The organism is cyanobacterium endosymbiont of Epithemia turgida isolate EtSB Lake Yunoko (assembly GCF_000829235.1).
Lineage (GTDB): Bacteria > Cyanobacteriota > Cyanobacteriia > Cyanobacteriales > Microcystaceae > Rippkaea.
The window spans coordinates 2,571,105-2,585,933 of record NZ_AP012549.1 but is presented as its reverse complement, the minus strand read 5'-3'; the positions used below and the strand labels follow the sequence as shown (position 1 = coordinate 2,585,933).

The window sequence follows — 14,829 nt, the reverse complement described above, 5'->3', positions numbered from 1 at the left end:
AACACTGGAAATCTTTTGGCTAAAAATTGTCTAGGAGTAACGTAATCGCTCTTATCAGATTTGGATTCTTCGAAAGACTTACCCCAAAATAGGCTACTAAACTGATTGACGACAGTGAACTTTTTTCATATGAGTCGCGCAGGTTTACAATATATATTTTTTTTGATTAAGATGTAGAACCAGGCATAATAATCTATCATTCAGACAATCTCATGAACGAGATCAAGAAATCTACACTTTACACGAAAGCTCACGAAGGATTTATTTATTCTTGATTTGATTCGGGAGAATGGGGATGAATTTGTTCCTCATGAGGACATTCATCAGCAATAGGAATCTCAGAATTGTATCTTGAGACGGACGCTAGTTTTTGACTCAGAGAACCTATACTCTCGAGTCGTACCATTTCTTCCCAGGAGCTAATCTCATCATCTTCTTCGGTTTCATAACGAATTGTGACTAGGTCTCCTTCTAGGGAGACTATAGTAGCCTCTTCAATCCAACGCTGTTGATCCCGCAAGAAGAGAGAGACTTCACGACCCTCTGTACAGATTTGATAAATCTTACGATGTAGCATAGGTCTCTCCTTAGCAGGTAATACATCTCAGTCATAATAATGTTATCTTAACCATAACATACTGACTCCTATCCATGAGAAGAGAAAATCTTTTAGTTTAGCTAGATAGTTCTGATGAGTTGCTCCCGAAAATAATCTAAGCCTAGATTGTTTGAGTCTAATGTTTTTGATAAAGGTTGTACTAACTATAATCTCTAAAAGAAGCAATTATAGATTTTCTAGATTGAGAATAACATAGTGGCAGGGCAGTCAATAACTTCTAAAATTATTATCAAGTCATAAATTTATTGCTGGCTAGCATATACGATGTAATACGTTGGTGCTCAAAAATTAAATGCTTCATCAGTTTTTAGGATAATTGAAATCAGATATTGCCTAAATATAATCTCGTCACCGTTGAATCCGTCGCTGAGAAAAATTAACAGTGTAAATAATGTTTTCTTTCCCTCTACAATTGTGTTGACTATCTTGGTGAATTTTAAATTTCTGGATTGTAATCTGTCCATAGAAATGGAAAAAAAGTCTGAACATAGTCTATATAGCATATCTATTGTAATAAATAGACAAGTATTAGCTAAAATTTAGGGATTAATTCTTCTAATCTATCGTATTAGACTATATAGTTCATCTTTAGCAATGATTTGAGCGCAGAAACAGTACTTTGCTGTATCTATCTATACTTAATTTTTAAGTTTTTACAATTCAAACAACTAGTTTGGTTAAAGCTAAACTAAAAAATAATCATAAAAAGGACTATATATAGTATTTATAAACTTATAGTCTGGAACTAATTCTACTAGAAGAGTAGTGGTATCAAACAAAAGTTCATAAGATTGCCAGAAGGATACTTAGAGTTATATACTCATAATAATTTAACCATTAAAAACCTTTATCAAAATAATTAGTTGACTATTAGATACTTGCCTTTGATAGAAAAAACTGTCTTTTTTAAAAAATTACTAGCTAAATGTTTTGCTTTGTAAGAAATATCACAATTTATCATACGCAATATGTAAAACATAAACAAAGGGCAGTTTTAAAAGATAACTTTACCTCTAAACTTGCCCTAAAATATTAAGAATAAATTAACCCTTAAGATTGACTCGCCAATTTAAGAATTTGGTCTACAACTTCCATACTTTCTTTGTAAAGAGGATCTTGACCCCACCGTTGCAATTGTTTATTCAATAGTTGGTCAGTTTTTTGATCTGCTAAGGAAGTTACTTGTTCAATACGACAAGCCTGTGCGCCGCCAGAAGCTTCCATCCGCATACATCCAGTAGTTCCTGAACAAAATACGGTACAACAGTCTGCTTCAAGATTAGTTGAACTCAACTTAAGACTAATTAAATCCCCTAAGACTTCACCCCAGTCTGTTAAAGGAACTCCGGCTAATTCTGCTTCAATGGATTTATTTTCACCATTGATAAACTCAACCTGTCGAATATCGTATTCTTCACCTTCGTGCTTATAACTAACAGGTTTCCATTGTAAGCGACTAGCGATCCATCCAAGGAACATCAATGCTTGAGCTGGATTTCCCTTCTCATAATCAATAGTTACCCGATCAATTTCTTGGACAGAGTTACGACGTTCGGGGGGATCAAATGCAGCGGCGGTTAACTCTTGCCATGGACTCAAACGCGCCCAATTTAAATCGGCTAGAGAAACATCATCGACATCGACTAACATTTCAATAGTGCGAGATAAATCTTCTTCAGGATTCCTAAAGATGCTAGAGTCGATAATCAGGGTATCTCCTTGGGATACTAGACGTTTGAACAAGCCGTATTCAGGATTAGGTTCAGCTTTCCACCAAACAAAAGTAGATAGCCCGCTAATGATCAAATCCGAAATAATTCCTCCAATTCTCTCTAAAGCTTCTGCACTTCCGTGTAAGGTAATATACTCACAACAAACTAAAGTATTTTGATTGCCTTGATTGACTGGACAATAGGCAGACACTTGAGCTTTGACTCCTTTATCCTCGCTAACGCTAGGACAAAGGGTGATAATTCGACAAGGATTCGCAGAAGCGATAGTATCGGCAATTCCTGTCCCTTCCAAGTCTGGAGTGTACTTTTGAGAAGCCCGTTGCTGTACATCGGTTAACTTTCCTTCAGCTTTGGCTTTTCCAAGTTCTTTTTTTAACCTATCGAGTAAGGTCTGGTCAGGTTTCCCTGTTACCTTTATCTCATAATCTTTCTGGGCTGATTTAATCGCGGCGACGGTCCGAGGTCCAGCGATGCCATCTACCGGACCAGTATAAAAACCTAGGCTAGCTAACAAATGTTGGGTAGGTTCAGGGTCATAAACCACAAAGGTAAAAGTGGTTGCCCTAGTAGCACCTATCCCATCTCCATCGGTGCCGTAATTCTGCCAGATATTGGCTAGTTCAGCTTCAATGACATCAATAGAAACATCTTTTGGGTCTTGTAGGGAAACTAGAGGGGGAGTTTGGGTAGTCATGGTGAGTTCTTCGTTTACATTCTACAATTAACAATTGTTTCCTCAATTACAATCGTCGCCAACGCCGACCATCGCGGTTCAACAACAATTCAGCTTCTTCTGGTTCCCATGTTCCAGCTTCGTATTGAGGAACTGTAGACGGGTCAGCTTCGCCATCCCAAGCAGATAAAATAGGAGTAACGACACGCCAAGCTTCTTCCACTTCGTCGGCACGAGTAAATAGGGTTTGATCCCCTAACATAGTGTCGAGGAGGAGACGATGGTAAGCATCAGCAGTTGCTATGCCAAAGGAAGATCCATAATTAAAGTCCATTTCCACTGTACGGGTCCTTAATTCTGACCCAGGCATTTTGGCTTCAAACCTTAGGGCAATACCCTCATTGGGTTGAATTCGCATACTCAATACATTAGCATTAGTCTGATGAGCAACAGATTGGAAAATAAGTAGGGGAACTTCCTTAAATTGAATGGCAATTTCAGTGACCTTTTTAGGTAGACGTTTTCCTGTCCGTAGATAGAAAGGAACCCCTTTCCAGCGCCAGTTATCAATCATTAATTTCATGGCGACGTAGGTGGGGGTAGTGGAATTGGGATTAACCCCTGGCTCTTCCCGATAACCAGCAACAGATTTTCCTTTCATCCATCCTGCTTTATACTGTCCGCGAACTGCGGAGTTCGCTAGGTTATGAAGGTCTGCGAGGTGTGTCGCTTGCAAGACTTTGACTTTTTCGTTACGAACACTGTCAGCACTCAGAGCGTTAGGCGGCTCCATCGCCGTAAGACAAAACAGCTGCATTAAGTGATTTTGCAGCATATCCCGTAAAGCCCCAGAGCTTTCGTAATAACCCGCCCGATCTTCGACCCCGACGGTTTCAGCCACAGTAATTTGAACGTTATCTACAAAATGATGGTTCCAAAGGGGCTCAAAAATGGCGTTGGCAAAGCGGAAAACCAGCAAGTTCTGAACAGTTTCTTTGCCTAAATAATGGTCAATGCGATAAACTTGTTCTTCTTTACAAACGTTTTGAACAATCTGATTCAAAACTCGAGCTGAACTCAAGTCTTTACCAAAAGGTTTTTCAATGACAATGCGGTGTTTAACAGGATCACTTAGCATTCCCGTCGCCCCTAGTTGTTTGATGCCAGGAGGGAAGAATTCAGGGGAAACCGAGAGATAAAAGACGCGGTTGCCTCGTGTTCCTCGCTTGATGTCGAGTTCTTCTAGGAAGGTTTTAAGTTTGTAATAGCTTTCTAACTCATCCATGTTGCCACTGCAATAGAACAACCCTTGGGCAAAATCATTCCAGAGTTGTTCATTGCCGATGCCATCAGAGAATTCTTCAATTCCCTTACGTACCTGTTCCCTAAAAAAATCGTGACTCCAGTCTCGACGGGCAACCCCTACGATAGTTAATCCTGGGGGAAGTCGCCGTTCTTGTTTCATTTTATAGACGGCGGGAACAAGTTTTCGTTGAGTAAGGTCGCCAGAAGCCCCAAAAATTACGAGTATTAGGGGCTCTGGGGTTCTTTCTTGGCGTAGTCCTACGCGGAAGGGGTTTTCTAGCAGCGTTACCATAGAGTTTTCAAATGCTCCTTCGTTAATCTCCAGTGTATCTAGAACTTTTTAAATTTCAGGAAACTTATCATAGAAAATTAAGCTTTGGTCATTATATCTGTATTCAGATCTTTAGGGAAGAGTGGTAGAAGACAAAGAAACCCACAAAGAAAGCAACTTTTTTCAAATTTTTCTAACTTTCAGCTTTTATTTGTTAAAAATCATAGGATTGTTTTTTTTTTATGTAAGAACTAAGACAAATACTTGCTGGTATTAAAAATTAAAATATTTGAATAGCTTAAAAGAGTATTGGTTTGTTAATATTAAGTTAATTAAAATTTCTCAATTTTATTAGATTTAATAACTGTTAAATACGTAAGTAGATAATACTATCAATATCATCAATAAACTCTGCAAAAAGGTTTTAAAAAATATTATTTTTTCTTTAATATCAATCTATATGAGTAAAATTTACTAATGTTTTTAACTTTTTTTGCCAGCTTTCATTTGGAGTAATAAACTTTACTCTCACTTGTGTGTGGTTAATTACATTTTTGTTTCTGGGAAATAGGACTAATTCATTGAAAATTAGCTTTCCTAGAAAAAATAAACAGCAAAAATTGAGATTACTTTTTGCTTAAAAACTTTTGTATTGTCGTTGTTCCTGTTTTTTTTAGTGCTGATATGATTTCTAGATCCCATAAATTTTAACGAGCGAAGTCTGCCTTTTTGGTACTTAGCAAGCTCAAAAATTTCTAGAAGGAGGAACCCACAGCTCCTAGGTTTTGATTAAAACCTAGGAGCTGTGGGTTCCTTGTTTATTGCTCCCAGAGCCAGAAAAAACCGCATCTGTAGCTTTTTTATAACTATCTATAAAAGCAAACAAGCCTCTTAATACAAAGATTCTATATAAACCCAAATATTAGTCCTTTGCTGTCTAACTTTCTCGATGTTTGCGATCTTCAATAAATGACTCAACGAGCTTAACATCATCTTTAGAACCGATTACTAATGGAGTTCTTGCGTGCAGTTTATCGGGAACGATATCTAAGATTCTTGTGGTGCCGTCGCTAGCTTTTCCTCCTGCTTGTTCAATCAAAAAAGCTAGGGGTGCAGTTTCATAAAGCAATCGTAATTTCCCTTCAGGTTTTTTTACTGTGCCTGGATAAAGAAACACTCCCCCTTGCATTAAAATTCGGTGCACATCTCCAACCAAAGCTCCACTATAACGAGCGGTATATCCTTCATGGCGGTGAACATAACGGGTATAGTCCCGAATAGCTTCATCCCACTGCCAAAAATTCCCTTCATTGTTACTATAGACAGGTCCATGATCAGGAATTTTAATATTTTCTTGAGCAAGGATAAATTCCCCTAAACTGGGGTCGAGAAGAAAAGAATGAACCCCATGACCAATGGAGTAAACTAACATGGTTGAAGGACCATAGAGAATATATCCAGCCGCTAGTTGTCCTTTGCCATCTTGCAATAAATCCGCTCCCTTTTCATCTTCATCGACTACCTGTTGTTGACGAATGGCAAAAATGGATCCCACGTTCATATTAATATCTACGTTGGAGGAACCATCGATGGGATCATAAAGAAGAGTATAACGTCCAATAGGACAATTTTCTGGAATGTAATAGGGGTCGTCCATTTCTTCAGAAGCGAGACGACAAACTAAACCACTTTGTTTAAATACAGAGATAAATACATCGTTAGCATAGACATCCATCTTTTTGACGGATTCTCCTTGAACATTGGTTTCTCCCGTAAATCCTAAAACATCAGCCATAAGACCGGCACGGCTAAGGCGACGGGCAATCAGTTTCCCAGCCAAAGCGATGCGGGTCATGATAGCACCAAGATCCTGAGCTTCCGGAGAAAAGCTTTGGAGTTGTTGGAGAATGTGGCGAGAAAGAGTAGTACAGTCACGATCAAGGTTGTATTCTGGAACAGCCACGGGCTGAAAGCTAGTCATAATGAAGTCATCCGGTCAAAGGTTAAGAAGTCAAAAATTTGACTCCATCTGTATTGCTTGTTGTCGATCTTAATCAATAGATCGCTGCTTTGCCCAATAACTTTAGATTAGCTTCAGGTTATGTCAGAATTGTTGATTAAATAAAAATGAACACAGAGAGGAATCTTAAATTTTAGTAATCTAAAGATACAACACACATTTTCAGGGTAATTAATTCATTAGGCTCAATGCCTAAACTTCCTAATTATTTTTCTAGGTTTTTAACTTTTATTACTTTTTTTTGAGAGGTAAAGTATCGTTTACCCTGTAGATTCTGTTAATACAATTATGCTATTTCAAGATCGTAGTCAATGTCGAGCTATTGTTTCGATTACTAAGTAAATCTATGACCAACAAATGAGTTATTCTGCCAAAAATATGTATGTATTTCCTATTCTCTAATTCATAAAAACGGGAAAAATTAATACTTTCAAACACAGTATAGATAATAAAATACGTCATTTATTTAGGATTAGAATAGTATTATATATACACCCCAAAAAATAATATGTTTTTTAAACAAAAATTAAAACGATAATTTTATTGAAAGCACAAATAATTTAGTATTAAAATATTATTATCTATCAAATTATTAGTAGAATAAGGCTATCTTCTTACTTAGGGAAAAGAAGAGCTTAAATTACAATTTAAACTACTGATTATTAATCATAACTATCGATTAACTGATTATGAGGTTTTTTAAGAAAGTTTATTTATTAAAATTTGGTAATAGATTGACTAGCAATACAAAAAAATACTGCTAATCAGTCTACTTGGATTTTACATTTAAATTCCACTTATATGAATCATAACATTTCGTTCATGACTACCTGTGCGGTGTTCCCAAAGATAAATACCTTGCCAAATACCTAAAACTAATCGACCTTGACTAATGGGAATTTGTTCAGAGGTTTTTGTCAACGCCGAGCGGATGTGGGCAGGCATATCGTCAGGTCCTTCAGTACTATGAATATATTGTCGTGATTCAGGAACTAATCGGGCAAAGAAATTAGATAAATCTACTAAAACATCAGGATCAGCATTTTCTTGAATTATTAATGATGCTGATGTATGAAGTACAAAAATAGTACACAATCCTGTTTTAATTCCAGACTCAGTAACCACTTCTTCTATCGTATGGGTAATGCGATGAAAATCTTTTCCTTTGGTTGAAATAGACAGTTTCTTTTGATGGCAATTCATAAATTAGTGACCAGTGATAAACAATTAATAATCAACAATTAATAGTCAATTGCCAATTATTTTCAATTAATAAAAACCGATTAAATAACTAACGGAACATACTACTAACAGAAGTATCTTCATGAATGCGCCAGATAGCCTCACCTATTAAGTTAGCCACCGAGAGAACTGTTAGTTGTTTAAAATGATGTTTTTGGGGAACACTAATTGTGTTAGTCACAATAACTTCTTCTAATATCCCACTCGATAACCTAGAAATTGCTGGTTCGGAGAAGACGGCATGAGTTGCACAAGCATAAACCTGTCTTGCGCCTTTTTTACGCAACACTTTAGCCCCTTCTAAAATGGTGCCGGCCGTGTCGATCATGTCATCGACTAAGACGGCGGTTTTTCCATGAACATCCCCAATTAGATTTAACACTTCAGTTACATTATGAGCTTGACGGCGTTTATCAATAATTGCTAAGGGAGCCCCATTAAGTTTTTTAGCAAATGCCCTTGCCCTAGCTACGCCTCCCACGTCAGGGGAGACAACCACTAAATCGGAAAGCTGTTTATTTGCTAAATAATCAACGATCACGGGAGCTCCATAAACGTGATCAAAGGGAATATCAAAATAACCTTGTATTTGGGCTGAATGTAAATCCATAGCTAATACACGTTGGGCCCCAGCTTGAGTGAATAAATTAGCTACCAGTTTAGCGGTAATTGATTCGCGCCCTGCGGTTTTGCGATCAGCCCGTCCATAGGCATAATAGGGAATGACAGCAGTAATCTGTCGCGCTGATGCTCGACGGCAGGCATCAATCATGATCAGCAATTCCATGAAGTGATCATTTACAGGATGAGAACAGGGTTGGATTAGATAAACATCACATCCCCGAATAGATTCTTGAATCTGAACATAAAGTTCCCCATCAGCAAATTTTTTGCGAACCATCGGCCCAATATTCATTCCCAAATAACAGGCCACTTCTTGGGCAAGAGAAATATTAGCAGACCCGGAAAAAAGACTTAGACGATTATTCTCTGACAGTGTTGGCACTGTTGAGTTTAATGTTAATATAGGAATGTGACTCACGGCAGACTTTTGTTCTTTTATATTAGAGCAAATCCATCATCTCAGATTTTTTGCTTGCTTGAGGAGGTTTTCTTATTTACGTATGATCATAATATAAAAAGTTTTTTTGATGTATATACATGCATAGATAGTTTTTATTTACACTTGGAAGTTTTAGCTAACCTTTCTGAGAAGTTAGCAAACTGGTGAGACAATTAAAAAAGATTGTTTTTATTATTTCCTAAATTTAAACAAAACCGAAAATTATAAGAAAAATTTAAGAGTTTTTTATTTATAAAATGAAAACATTGTTAATTGCAGGAACAGATATAAAGGTCGGAAAGACCATTGTTACAGCTGCTTTAGCGGCTTATTGGCAAAAATATTATTCCCATCAACCTTTAGGTTTGATGAAACTGTTACAAACAGGAGAAGGAGATTACCAATATTATCAACGGTTATTTTCTGATTTTACTTTGGTGAAAGTAGTTAAACCTTTGTCTTTTCGAACTCCTGTGGACTCACCCATCGCAGCCGAAGGTGAAGGACGATCCATTCCTTTACAAGAAGTTTGGCAAGATTTAGTCTCTTTGCAGCAAACATCTGATTTTATTTTAGTCGAAGGATTAGGGGGTTTAGGATCTCCTCTAACTTGGGACTTAACAATGGCTGATTTAGCGGGAGAATGGCGGTTATTAACAGTTTTAGTTGTTCCGCTAAAGTTAGGAGATATCGCCAAAGCGGTAGCTAATGTAGCCTTAGCTCGTCAAAGCAATGTTAAACTTAAGGGTATTGTTTTAAGCTGCTCTGAGTCGGTTTCTCAACAGGAATTAACCGATTGTATTCCTATAGAGTTAATTCAACGATTGACGGGAGTCCGAGTTTTAGGGGTTTTACCCTACTTACCAGATATCAATAATCTCGACAGATTAGCTCAAGTTTCGTCTAATCTAGATTTAGAGTATTTATTTGATAACTTTTTTGTATACAAAATATGACTTCTATTAGCAAACAATTAACCCAATATTTTCGCCAAGCATTAGTTAATGCTTTCGGAACTGATTTTGCTGAAATTGATCCATTAGTAGTTTTGGTAAGTAATTCTAAATTTGGAGATTATCAATCAAATATTGCCCTAGTTTTAGCTAAAAAAATAAGGGAAAATCCAAGAGATATCGCAAAAAAAATTATTGACAACTTAGCGTTGAAAGAGTTAGCAGATCCACCCACTACTGCTGGACCAGGATTTATTAATATTAGGCTGAAGATAACTTATCTTGAAAGTAAACTTAAAGCGAGTCGATATGATCCACGTTTAGGTATAGAAAGAACTGATCTTTCCCAAAAAGTAATTGTTGATTTTTCCAGTCCCAATATTGCTAAAGAAATGCATGTTGGACATTTGCGATCTACTATTATCGGTGATTGTATTGCCCGAACTTTAGAATTTAGAGGGTATCACGTTCTAAGACTCAATCATTTGGGAGATTGGGGAACACAATTCGGGATGTTAATTGCTTATTTAGACGAAGTCTGCCCTGAGGCTTTAACCACGGCAGATGCTTTAGATATTGGAGATTTAGAAACATTTTATAAACAAGCTAAACAACGTTTTGATAAAGATGAAACCTTTAAACAAACTGCTAAAAATAAAGTAGTTCAATTACAAGCAGGGGATGAAAAAACACGTCATGCTTGGCAATTATTATGTGATCAGTCCCGTCGGGAGTTTCAGGTTATTTATAATCGGTTAGATATTAAATTAACTGAACGAGGAGAGTCTTTTTATAATCCTTTCTTAGAAGATATTATTAAAGAATTAGACAAACATAAGTTACTTAAAGAAGATGCAGGAGCGCGATGTGTTTTTTTAGATGGATTCACTAATAAAGCAGGTGCTCCTTTCCCCTTAATTGTTCAAAAGTCTGATGGTGGTTATAACTATGCAACTAGTGATTTAGCTGCTTTAAAATACCGTATTGAAAAAGATAAAGCAGAACGAATTATTTATGTTACTGATGCCGGGCAAGCTAATCACTTTGCCCAAGTTTTTCAGGTAGCTAAAAAAGCTAACATAATTCATGATCAATCAGAGATTATTCATATTCCTTTTGGTTTAGTTAAAGGAGAAGATGGCAAAAGATTAAAAACTCGTTCAGGAACAACAGTGAAACTACGAGACCTATTAGATGAAGCCGTTAATCATGCACGTCAAGATTTTGAAAAAAGATTAAAGAAAGAACAAAGAAAAGAATCTAGGGAGTTTATTGATAACGTTTCCCAAGTTGTGGGAATTGGTGCAGTTAAATATGCAGATTTAAGTCAAAACCGAACTAGTGATTATGTTTTCAGTTATGAAAAAATGCTTACCTTGCAAGGGAATACAGCCCCTTATATGCTTTATGCTTATGCAAGGATACAAAGTATTAGTCGAGAGGGAAAAATTGATTTTCAGAAGTTAGCAAAAGACATTGAAATTATTTTAAAAGAAGATACTGAAATTGATCTAGGAAAATACTTAGTACAGTTAAATGAAGTGATTAAGGAAGTCGAGAAAACCTTGCTCCCTAATCGTTTATGTGATTATCTATATGAACTGAGCAAAAAGTTCAACCGATTTTATGAAAATTGTCCAGTCCTTAGATCAGAAAACCCTTTGAAAACATCTCGTTTATTACTGTGTGATTTAACAGCAAGAACCTTAAAATTAGGCTTGTCTTTGTTAGGAATTTCTGTTTTGGAAAGAATGTAACGAAACTTTTAGAGCGTTTAGATTAGCTACAATAACAGCGTGATGGAAAAGTCTAAAGTCTTATAATAGACAATATAGATGAGCAACAAATAAAAATATTAGAAATTACTTAATTACCCATTTATCATGCTTAATCGAGAAGATCTATGCTTTATACTATAGAAATACATCGTTTTGTTATAGTTGAATTACTTAAGTTGGAATAAGTGTCTTATTTTATATATTTTATCTAATCTACAAACTTTTATGTCTCAAAATAAAATGGTTGACAATGAGTTTTTAAGTAAAATTTATGTTTTTTGCAAAATTTTAATTTTTAAATACATTAAAAATTAATTCAATAGTGTTAATACATAATAAATTAAAGAGTCTGAAAAATTATTATCTTTTATAAAAAATAGTTTACTAACGCAAATGAAAATTAGAAATACTATATTTTAGGGCAAAGTAGATAAATATTATATTCAATAATTTTTATGATTATATTAATAAATAAGAGGATTGCTTGTAAATTATGCCTGTAATTACTCAAGCTCATTATAGTTTAAATAATGATAGATTAGTTTTGTTTTCTAACCATAATAGTATTTAAATACAGTAATTATTATTTAAATTAATCTTGAAAAAGTTAAATATCTTTACGACTTTCTATTCAAGATTTTATCTTTTCTATTTATTATTTTTTTATAATTTTTGGCGCAAAACATGAGTCATAATATAAATTATACAATTTTTTAAAAATTAAATAATATTCACTGTTTTTCAATAGATTTCTAAGTCTCTAAATTAACTGATGAAAGTTCGCTGTTCCGGAATCGTTCAACAATACATCGAAAATACAACGATTAATCAAATTAAACTTGATATTTAATTGCTTTTATAGAGAAAAATATATACCCTGTAAAAGGTCACTAATCCATGAGAACTATAGAAATTTCTCAGTTATCGTTAAAAACTTTAGCTTACCCATTTTTTCGGAAATATTACGGCATTTTGGACTCCCAATGACGTTATTATAAACTTAAACTAGATGATGCTAAACACATTCTAGGGAGCATAATAACAGTCTAATTTTTGGAGCAGGCTCGCGCAAAACTAATAAAACTAGCTGAAAAAACCACTCTCAACTTTTAAAGTTGTCTGATTTGAGAAAGTAGTTACACAGAAACTTCGCAAAACCAGTCTAAAGCATAAACTATATTGGTTTTTTTATAAAAATCCTATAATACAATTGCGGATTGACCACAAAAGTTCAGTACAAGCAATTTATACTCTTCCAAATTTACAAACTGTATCTTTACCAACTGAATACGATGGCTTAGTGGTTGAAAAAAATTCAGTTAATCGGAAAAAATTATGAAATAAATCATCAAGAATAAGTAATTATTGCGGTAATCAAAGTGTCACGTTCTTAGTTCCAAAATACCTAAATCAAGACTAGCCTTGATTTAGGTATTTTGGAATAGAGGAAATTTTTACTTTATGTTAACTTTTAGGTAAATTTTAAATATAACAAATTCAGTAAAGGTAGATAGCAATTCTCTAATCAAAAAATATGCTTTCATTTAATTATTATTTCTGTTTTTATATAATCAAAAGTGATGGCTCAATCCAATAACTATAATACACCTACAAACTTCGCTGACATTGTTATTGAAACTGATCCAACTAACTTTTTTCCTCCTACACCTTTTGATACTAATTTAGGAAATAAATGGTTTATCTCTCAGTTATAAAGAGGTAGATATACTGTTATGTAGTATCCTAAAAATTAAGACCATCGGACTTATCCTTGCACAATTCCCAATAATTTAGAAAATAGTTAGACGGCACAACGACGTTGTCATGAAATTAGTCGTCGTCTAGAAATATATTGACCTGATAGATTATTAGAATTAAAAACAGGAAGATAAAATAACTACGACCCCATCTGTGTTACCACTCAACAAGATCGCTCGTTTCGAATTGTTTTAACCATTCCTCCTGGTAAAAATCCTGAGATTACTCGCAATCAAATTTTCTAAACCTTAATAGCAGCAGAAGAAAGACAATATACCCGAGGCGTTAATGCTTTTCCTGACGGTAAGACTAGTGAGTCAATTATCAATCAATTGAGTCTTATTTTTGATAGGAATTTACTCCTACAGAATAATTGATCTTCCTCAAAATAATGCCATTAATTTACGACCTTTTCTTGATCCAAGTGATGGGGGAACAGGTTTCCAATTACGGGATGATTCTGGCACTCCTGCTTTTACTCCTACTCCTGTTCCAACAAAACCCTCTAGCCTTTGGATATTAAATTTAAATAGAAAATAGATTTAATTCCCTGTATTGATAGTTAAGCTAGATAAATAAAACCTGCCTAGGTAAGTTCTTTAAGTATTAAAGAGAATTAATTACAAGAGATTATGATTAATCCCTAAGTTTACTGGGCTAATTTTCGATAGACAGCAGCTCTTAGCTTAGTATACAATTGGGAAGAATCCGAGTGGGGAATGAATTGGTGAATAGAAAGCTTGGACTTTATTTTTTTTGACTTTGTGTTTAATGAAATAAATTCATCAACTGGCAGTTCATTCTCTAAAGTCCCATCATGCAAATCAATAATTGGAGAAAACAATGCCAATCTTTGGGGTACATCTTTAGAAAACTGAGTTAACCTGCGTATTGCTACAGAATTTAGGTTTTTTGATGGTTGAAGTTGAATATCTTTTTTATCGGGTTGATCAACTTTCTTTATTTCTTGAAACTTTGTACTTGAAGATTGAGACTCAATTTTGTCAATATTTTTGTTAACAAAAATATTGCGGCAGATTAACCGTTCAAATTCATGAGGAAAGTGAAAGGTAGGGTGTCCTCTTCGTTGCCACAGACGAAGAATATGATCAACAGAAACGGCTTTGTAACGTCCTTGATACAAAGCTTCGACGATTGCCAAACGAATCCAGTATCTCGAACAAGAGGTCAACCAGTAGTCAATATATTCAGCTGGAGAACATTCTTGCAGGTCAAATCCGTAACAGTCTAGTAATACTGCCATTTGGGTTATGGTTTTGTTGTCGGACTGTAGTACGGATTCCACGGGTTCTATTAAGCAACTCACTTTCAAAGAGGATCGTCTCTTGAAGCTAATCAAGTTAATTGTAATTTTATTCTAGAGCATTTAAACTAGAATTTAGTCCTCTTACTT

General features: G+C 35.1%; 11 protein-coding genes. 4 read left to right on the top strand and 7 right to left on the bottom strand.

The annotated features are described in order from the left end of the window. Window positions 1-265 precede the first annotated feature (265 nt). The 6 genes from ETSB_RS08040 to ETSB_RS08015 all read right to left on the bottom strand — a co-directional run bounded on the left by ETSB_RS08040 (window position 266) and on the right by ETSB_RS08015 (window position 8,926). Window positions 266-577 carry a DUF6679 family protein gene (locus tag ETSB_RS08040; protein ID WP_044107336.1) on the bottom strand — a complete coding sequence of 104 codons (312 nt, stop codon included), beginning with the start codon at window positions 575-577 and terminating at the stop codon, window positions 266-268. A gap of 1,092 nt (window positions 578-1,669) precedes the next feature. Then, the gene (opcA, locus tag ETSB_RS08035) at window positions 1,670-3,046 is read right to left on the bottom strand and encodes a glucose-6-phosphate dehydrogenase assembly protein OpcA (protein WP_044107334.1); all 1,377 of its coding nucleotides are present in this window, start codon (window positions 3,044-3,046) and stop codon (window positions 1,670-1,672) included. Window positions 3,047-3,092: 46 nt separating this feature from the next. Further along, window positions 3,093-4,622 carry a glucose-6-phosphate dehydrogenase gene (gene zwf, locus ETSB_RS08030; protein ID WP_044107333.1) on the bottom strand — a complete coding sequence of 510 codons (1,530 nt, stop codon included), beginning with the start codon at window positions 4,620-4,622 and terminating at the stop codon, window positions 3,093-3,095. Window positions 4,623-5,538: 916 nt separating this feature from the next. Further along, complete coding sequence (gene fbp / locus ETSB_RS08025; protein WP_044107332.1) at window positions 5,539-6,582, bottom strand: class 1 fructose-bisphosphatase; 1,044 nt, start codon at window positions 6,580-6,582, stop codon at window positions 5,539-5,541. 825 nt (window positions 6,583-7,407) lie between these two features. Further along, entirely contained in the window at window positions 7,408-7,824 is a 417-nt protein-coding gene (locus ETSB_RS08020; RefSeq protein WP_044107331.1) for a secondary thiamine-phosphate synthase enzyme YjbQ, read from the bottom strand. Window positions 7,825-7,912: 88 nt separating this feature from the next. Then, window positions 7,913-8,926, bottom strand: coding sequence for a ribose-phosphate pyrophosphokinase (locus ETSB_RS08015; protein WP_232509928.1), 1,014 nt, complete (start codon window positions 8,924-8,926; stop codon window positions 7,913-7,915). 257 nt (window positions 8,927-9,183) lie between these two features. On the opposite strand from ETSB_RS08015, the gene bioD reads away from it, so the two are divergent. The 4 genes from bioD to ETSB_RS10400 all read left to right on the top strand — a co-directional run bounded on the left by bioD (window position 9,184) and on the right by ETSB_RS10400 (window position 13,955). Next, window positions 9,184-9,882, top strand: coding sequence for a dethiobiotin synthase (gene bioD / locus ETSB_RS08010; protein ID WP_044107329.1), 699 nt, complete (start codon window positions 9,184-9,186; stop codon window positions 9,880-9,882). Beyond that, complete coding sequence (gene argS / locus ETSB_RS08005) at window positions 9,879-11,636, top strand: arginine--tRNA ligase (RefSeq protein ID WP_044107328.1); 1,758 nt, start codon at window positions 9,879-9,881, stop codon at window positions 11,634-11,636. The genes bioD and argS overlap by 4 nt, the downstream gene beginning before the upstream one ends. Before the next feature lie 1,601 nt (window positions 11,637-13,237). Further along, window positions 13,238-13,372 carry a hypothetical protein gene (locus ETSB_RS10540; protein ID WP_269763991.1) on the top strand — a complete coding sequence of 45 codons (135 nt, stop codon included), beginning with the start codon at window positions 13,238-13,240 and terminating at the stop codon, window positions 13,370-13,372. A 388-nt stretch (window positions 13,373-13,760) separates the two neighbouring features. Further along, window positions 13,761-13,955, top strand: a complete 195-nt coding sequence (locus ETSB_RS10400) for a hypothetical protein (protein ID WP_052470649.1) — start codon at window positions 13,761-13,763, stop codon at window positions 13,953-13,955. Between the two features lie 109 nt (window positions 13,956-14,064). On the opposite strand, the gene ETSB_RS07995 is transcribed toward ETSB_RS10400, so the two are convergent. Beyond that, window positions 14,065-14,721 carry a hypothetical protein gene (locus ETSB_RS07995; RefSeq protein ID WP_145972256.1) on the bottom strand — a complete coding sequence of 219 codons (657 nt, stop codon included), beginning with the start codon at window positions 14,719-14,721 and terminating at the stop codon, window positions 14,065-14,067. Window positions 14,722-14,829 lie beyond the last annotated feature (108 nt).

Coding starts and splice junctions, on each gene's coding strand:
- ETSB_RS08040 (WP_044107336.1), bottom strand. CDS start 577: ATGCTACATCGTAAGATTTATCAAATCTGTACAGAGGGTCGTGAAGTC.
- opcA (WP_044107334.1), bottom strand. CDS start 3,046: ATGACTACCCAAACTCCCCCTCTAGTTTCCCTACAAGACCCAAAAGAT.
- zwf (WP_044107333.1), bottom strand. CDS start 4,622: ATGGTAACGCTGCTAGAAAACCCCTTCCGCGTAGGACTACGCCAAGAA.
- fbp (WP_044107332.1), bottom strand. CDS start 6,582: ATGACTAGCTTTCAGCCCGTGGCTGTTCCAGAATACAACCTTGATCGT.
- ETSB_RS08020 (WP_044107331.1), bottom strand. CDS start 7,824: ATGAATTGCCATCAAAAGAAACTGTCTATTTCAACCAAAGGAAAAGAT.
- bioD (WP_044107329.1), top strand. CDS start 9,184: ATGAAAACATTGTTAATTGCAGGAACAGATATAAAGGTCGGAAAGACC.
- argS (WP_044107328.1), top strand. CDS start 9,879: ATGACTTCTATTAGCAAACAATTAACCCAATATTTTCGCCAAGCATTA.
- ETSB_RS10540 (WP_269763991.1), top strand. CDS start 13,238: ATGGCTCAATCCAATAACTATAATACACCTACAAACTTCGCTGACATT.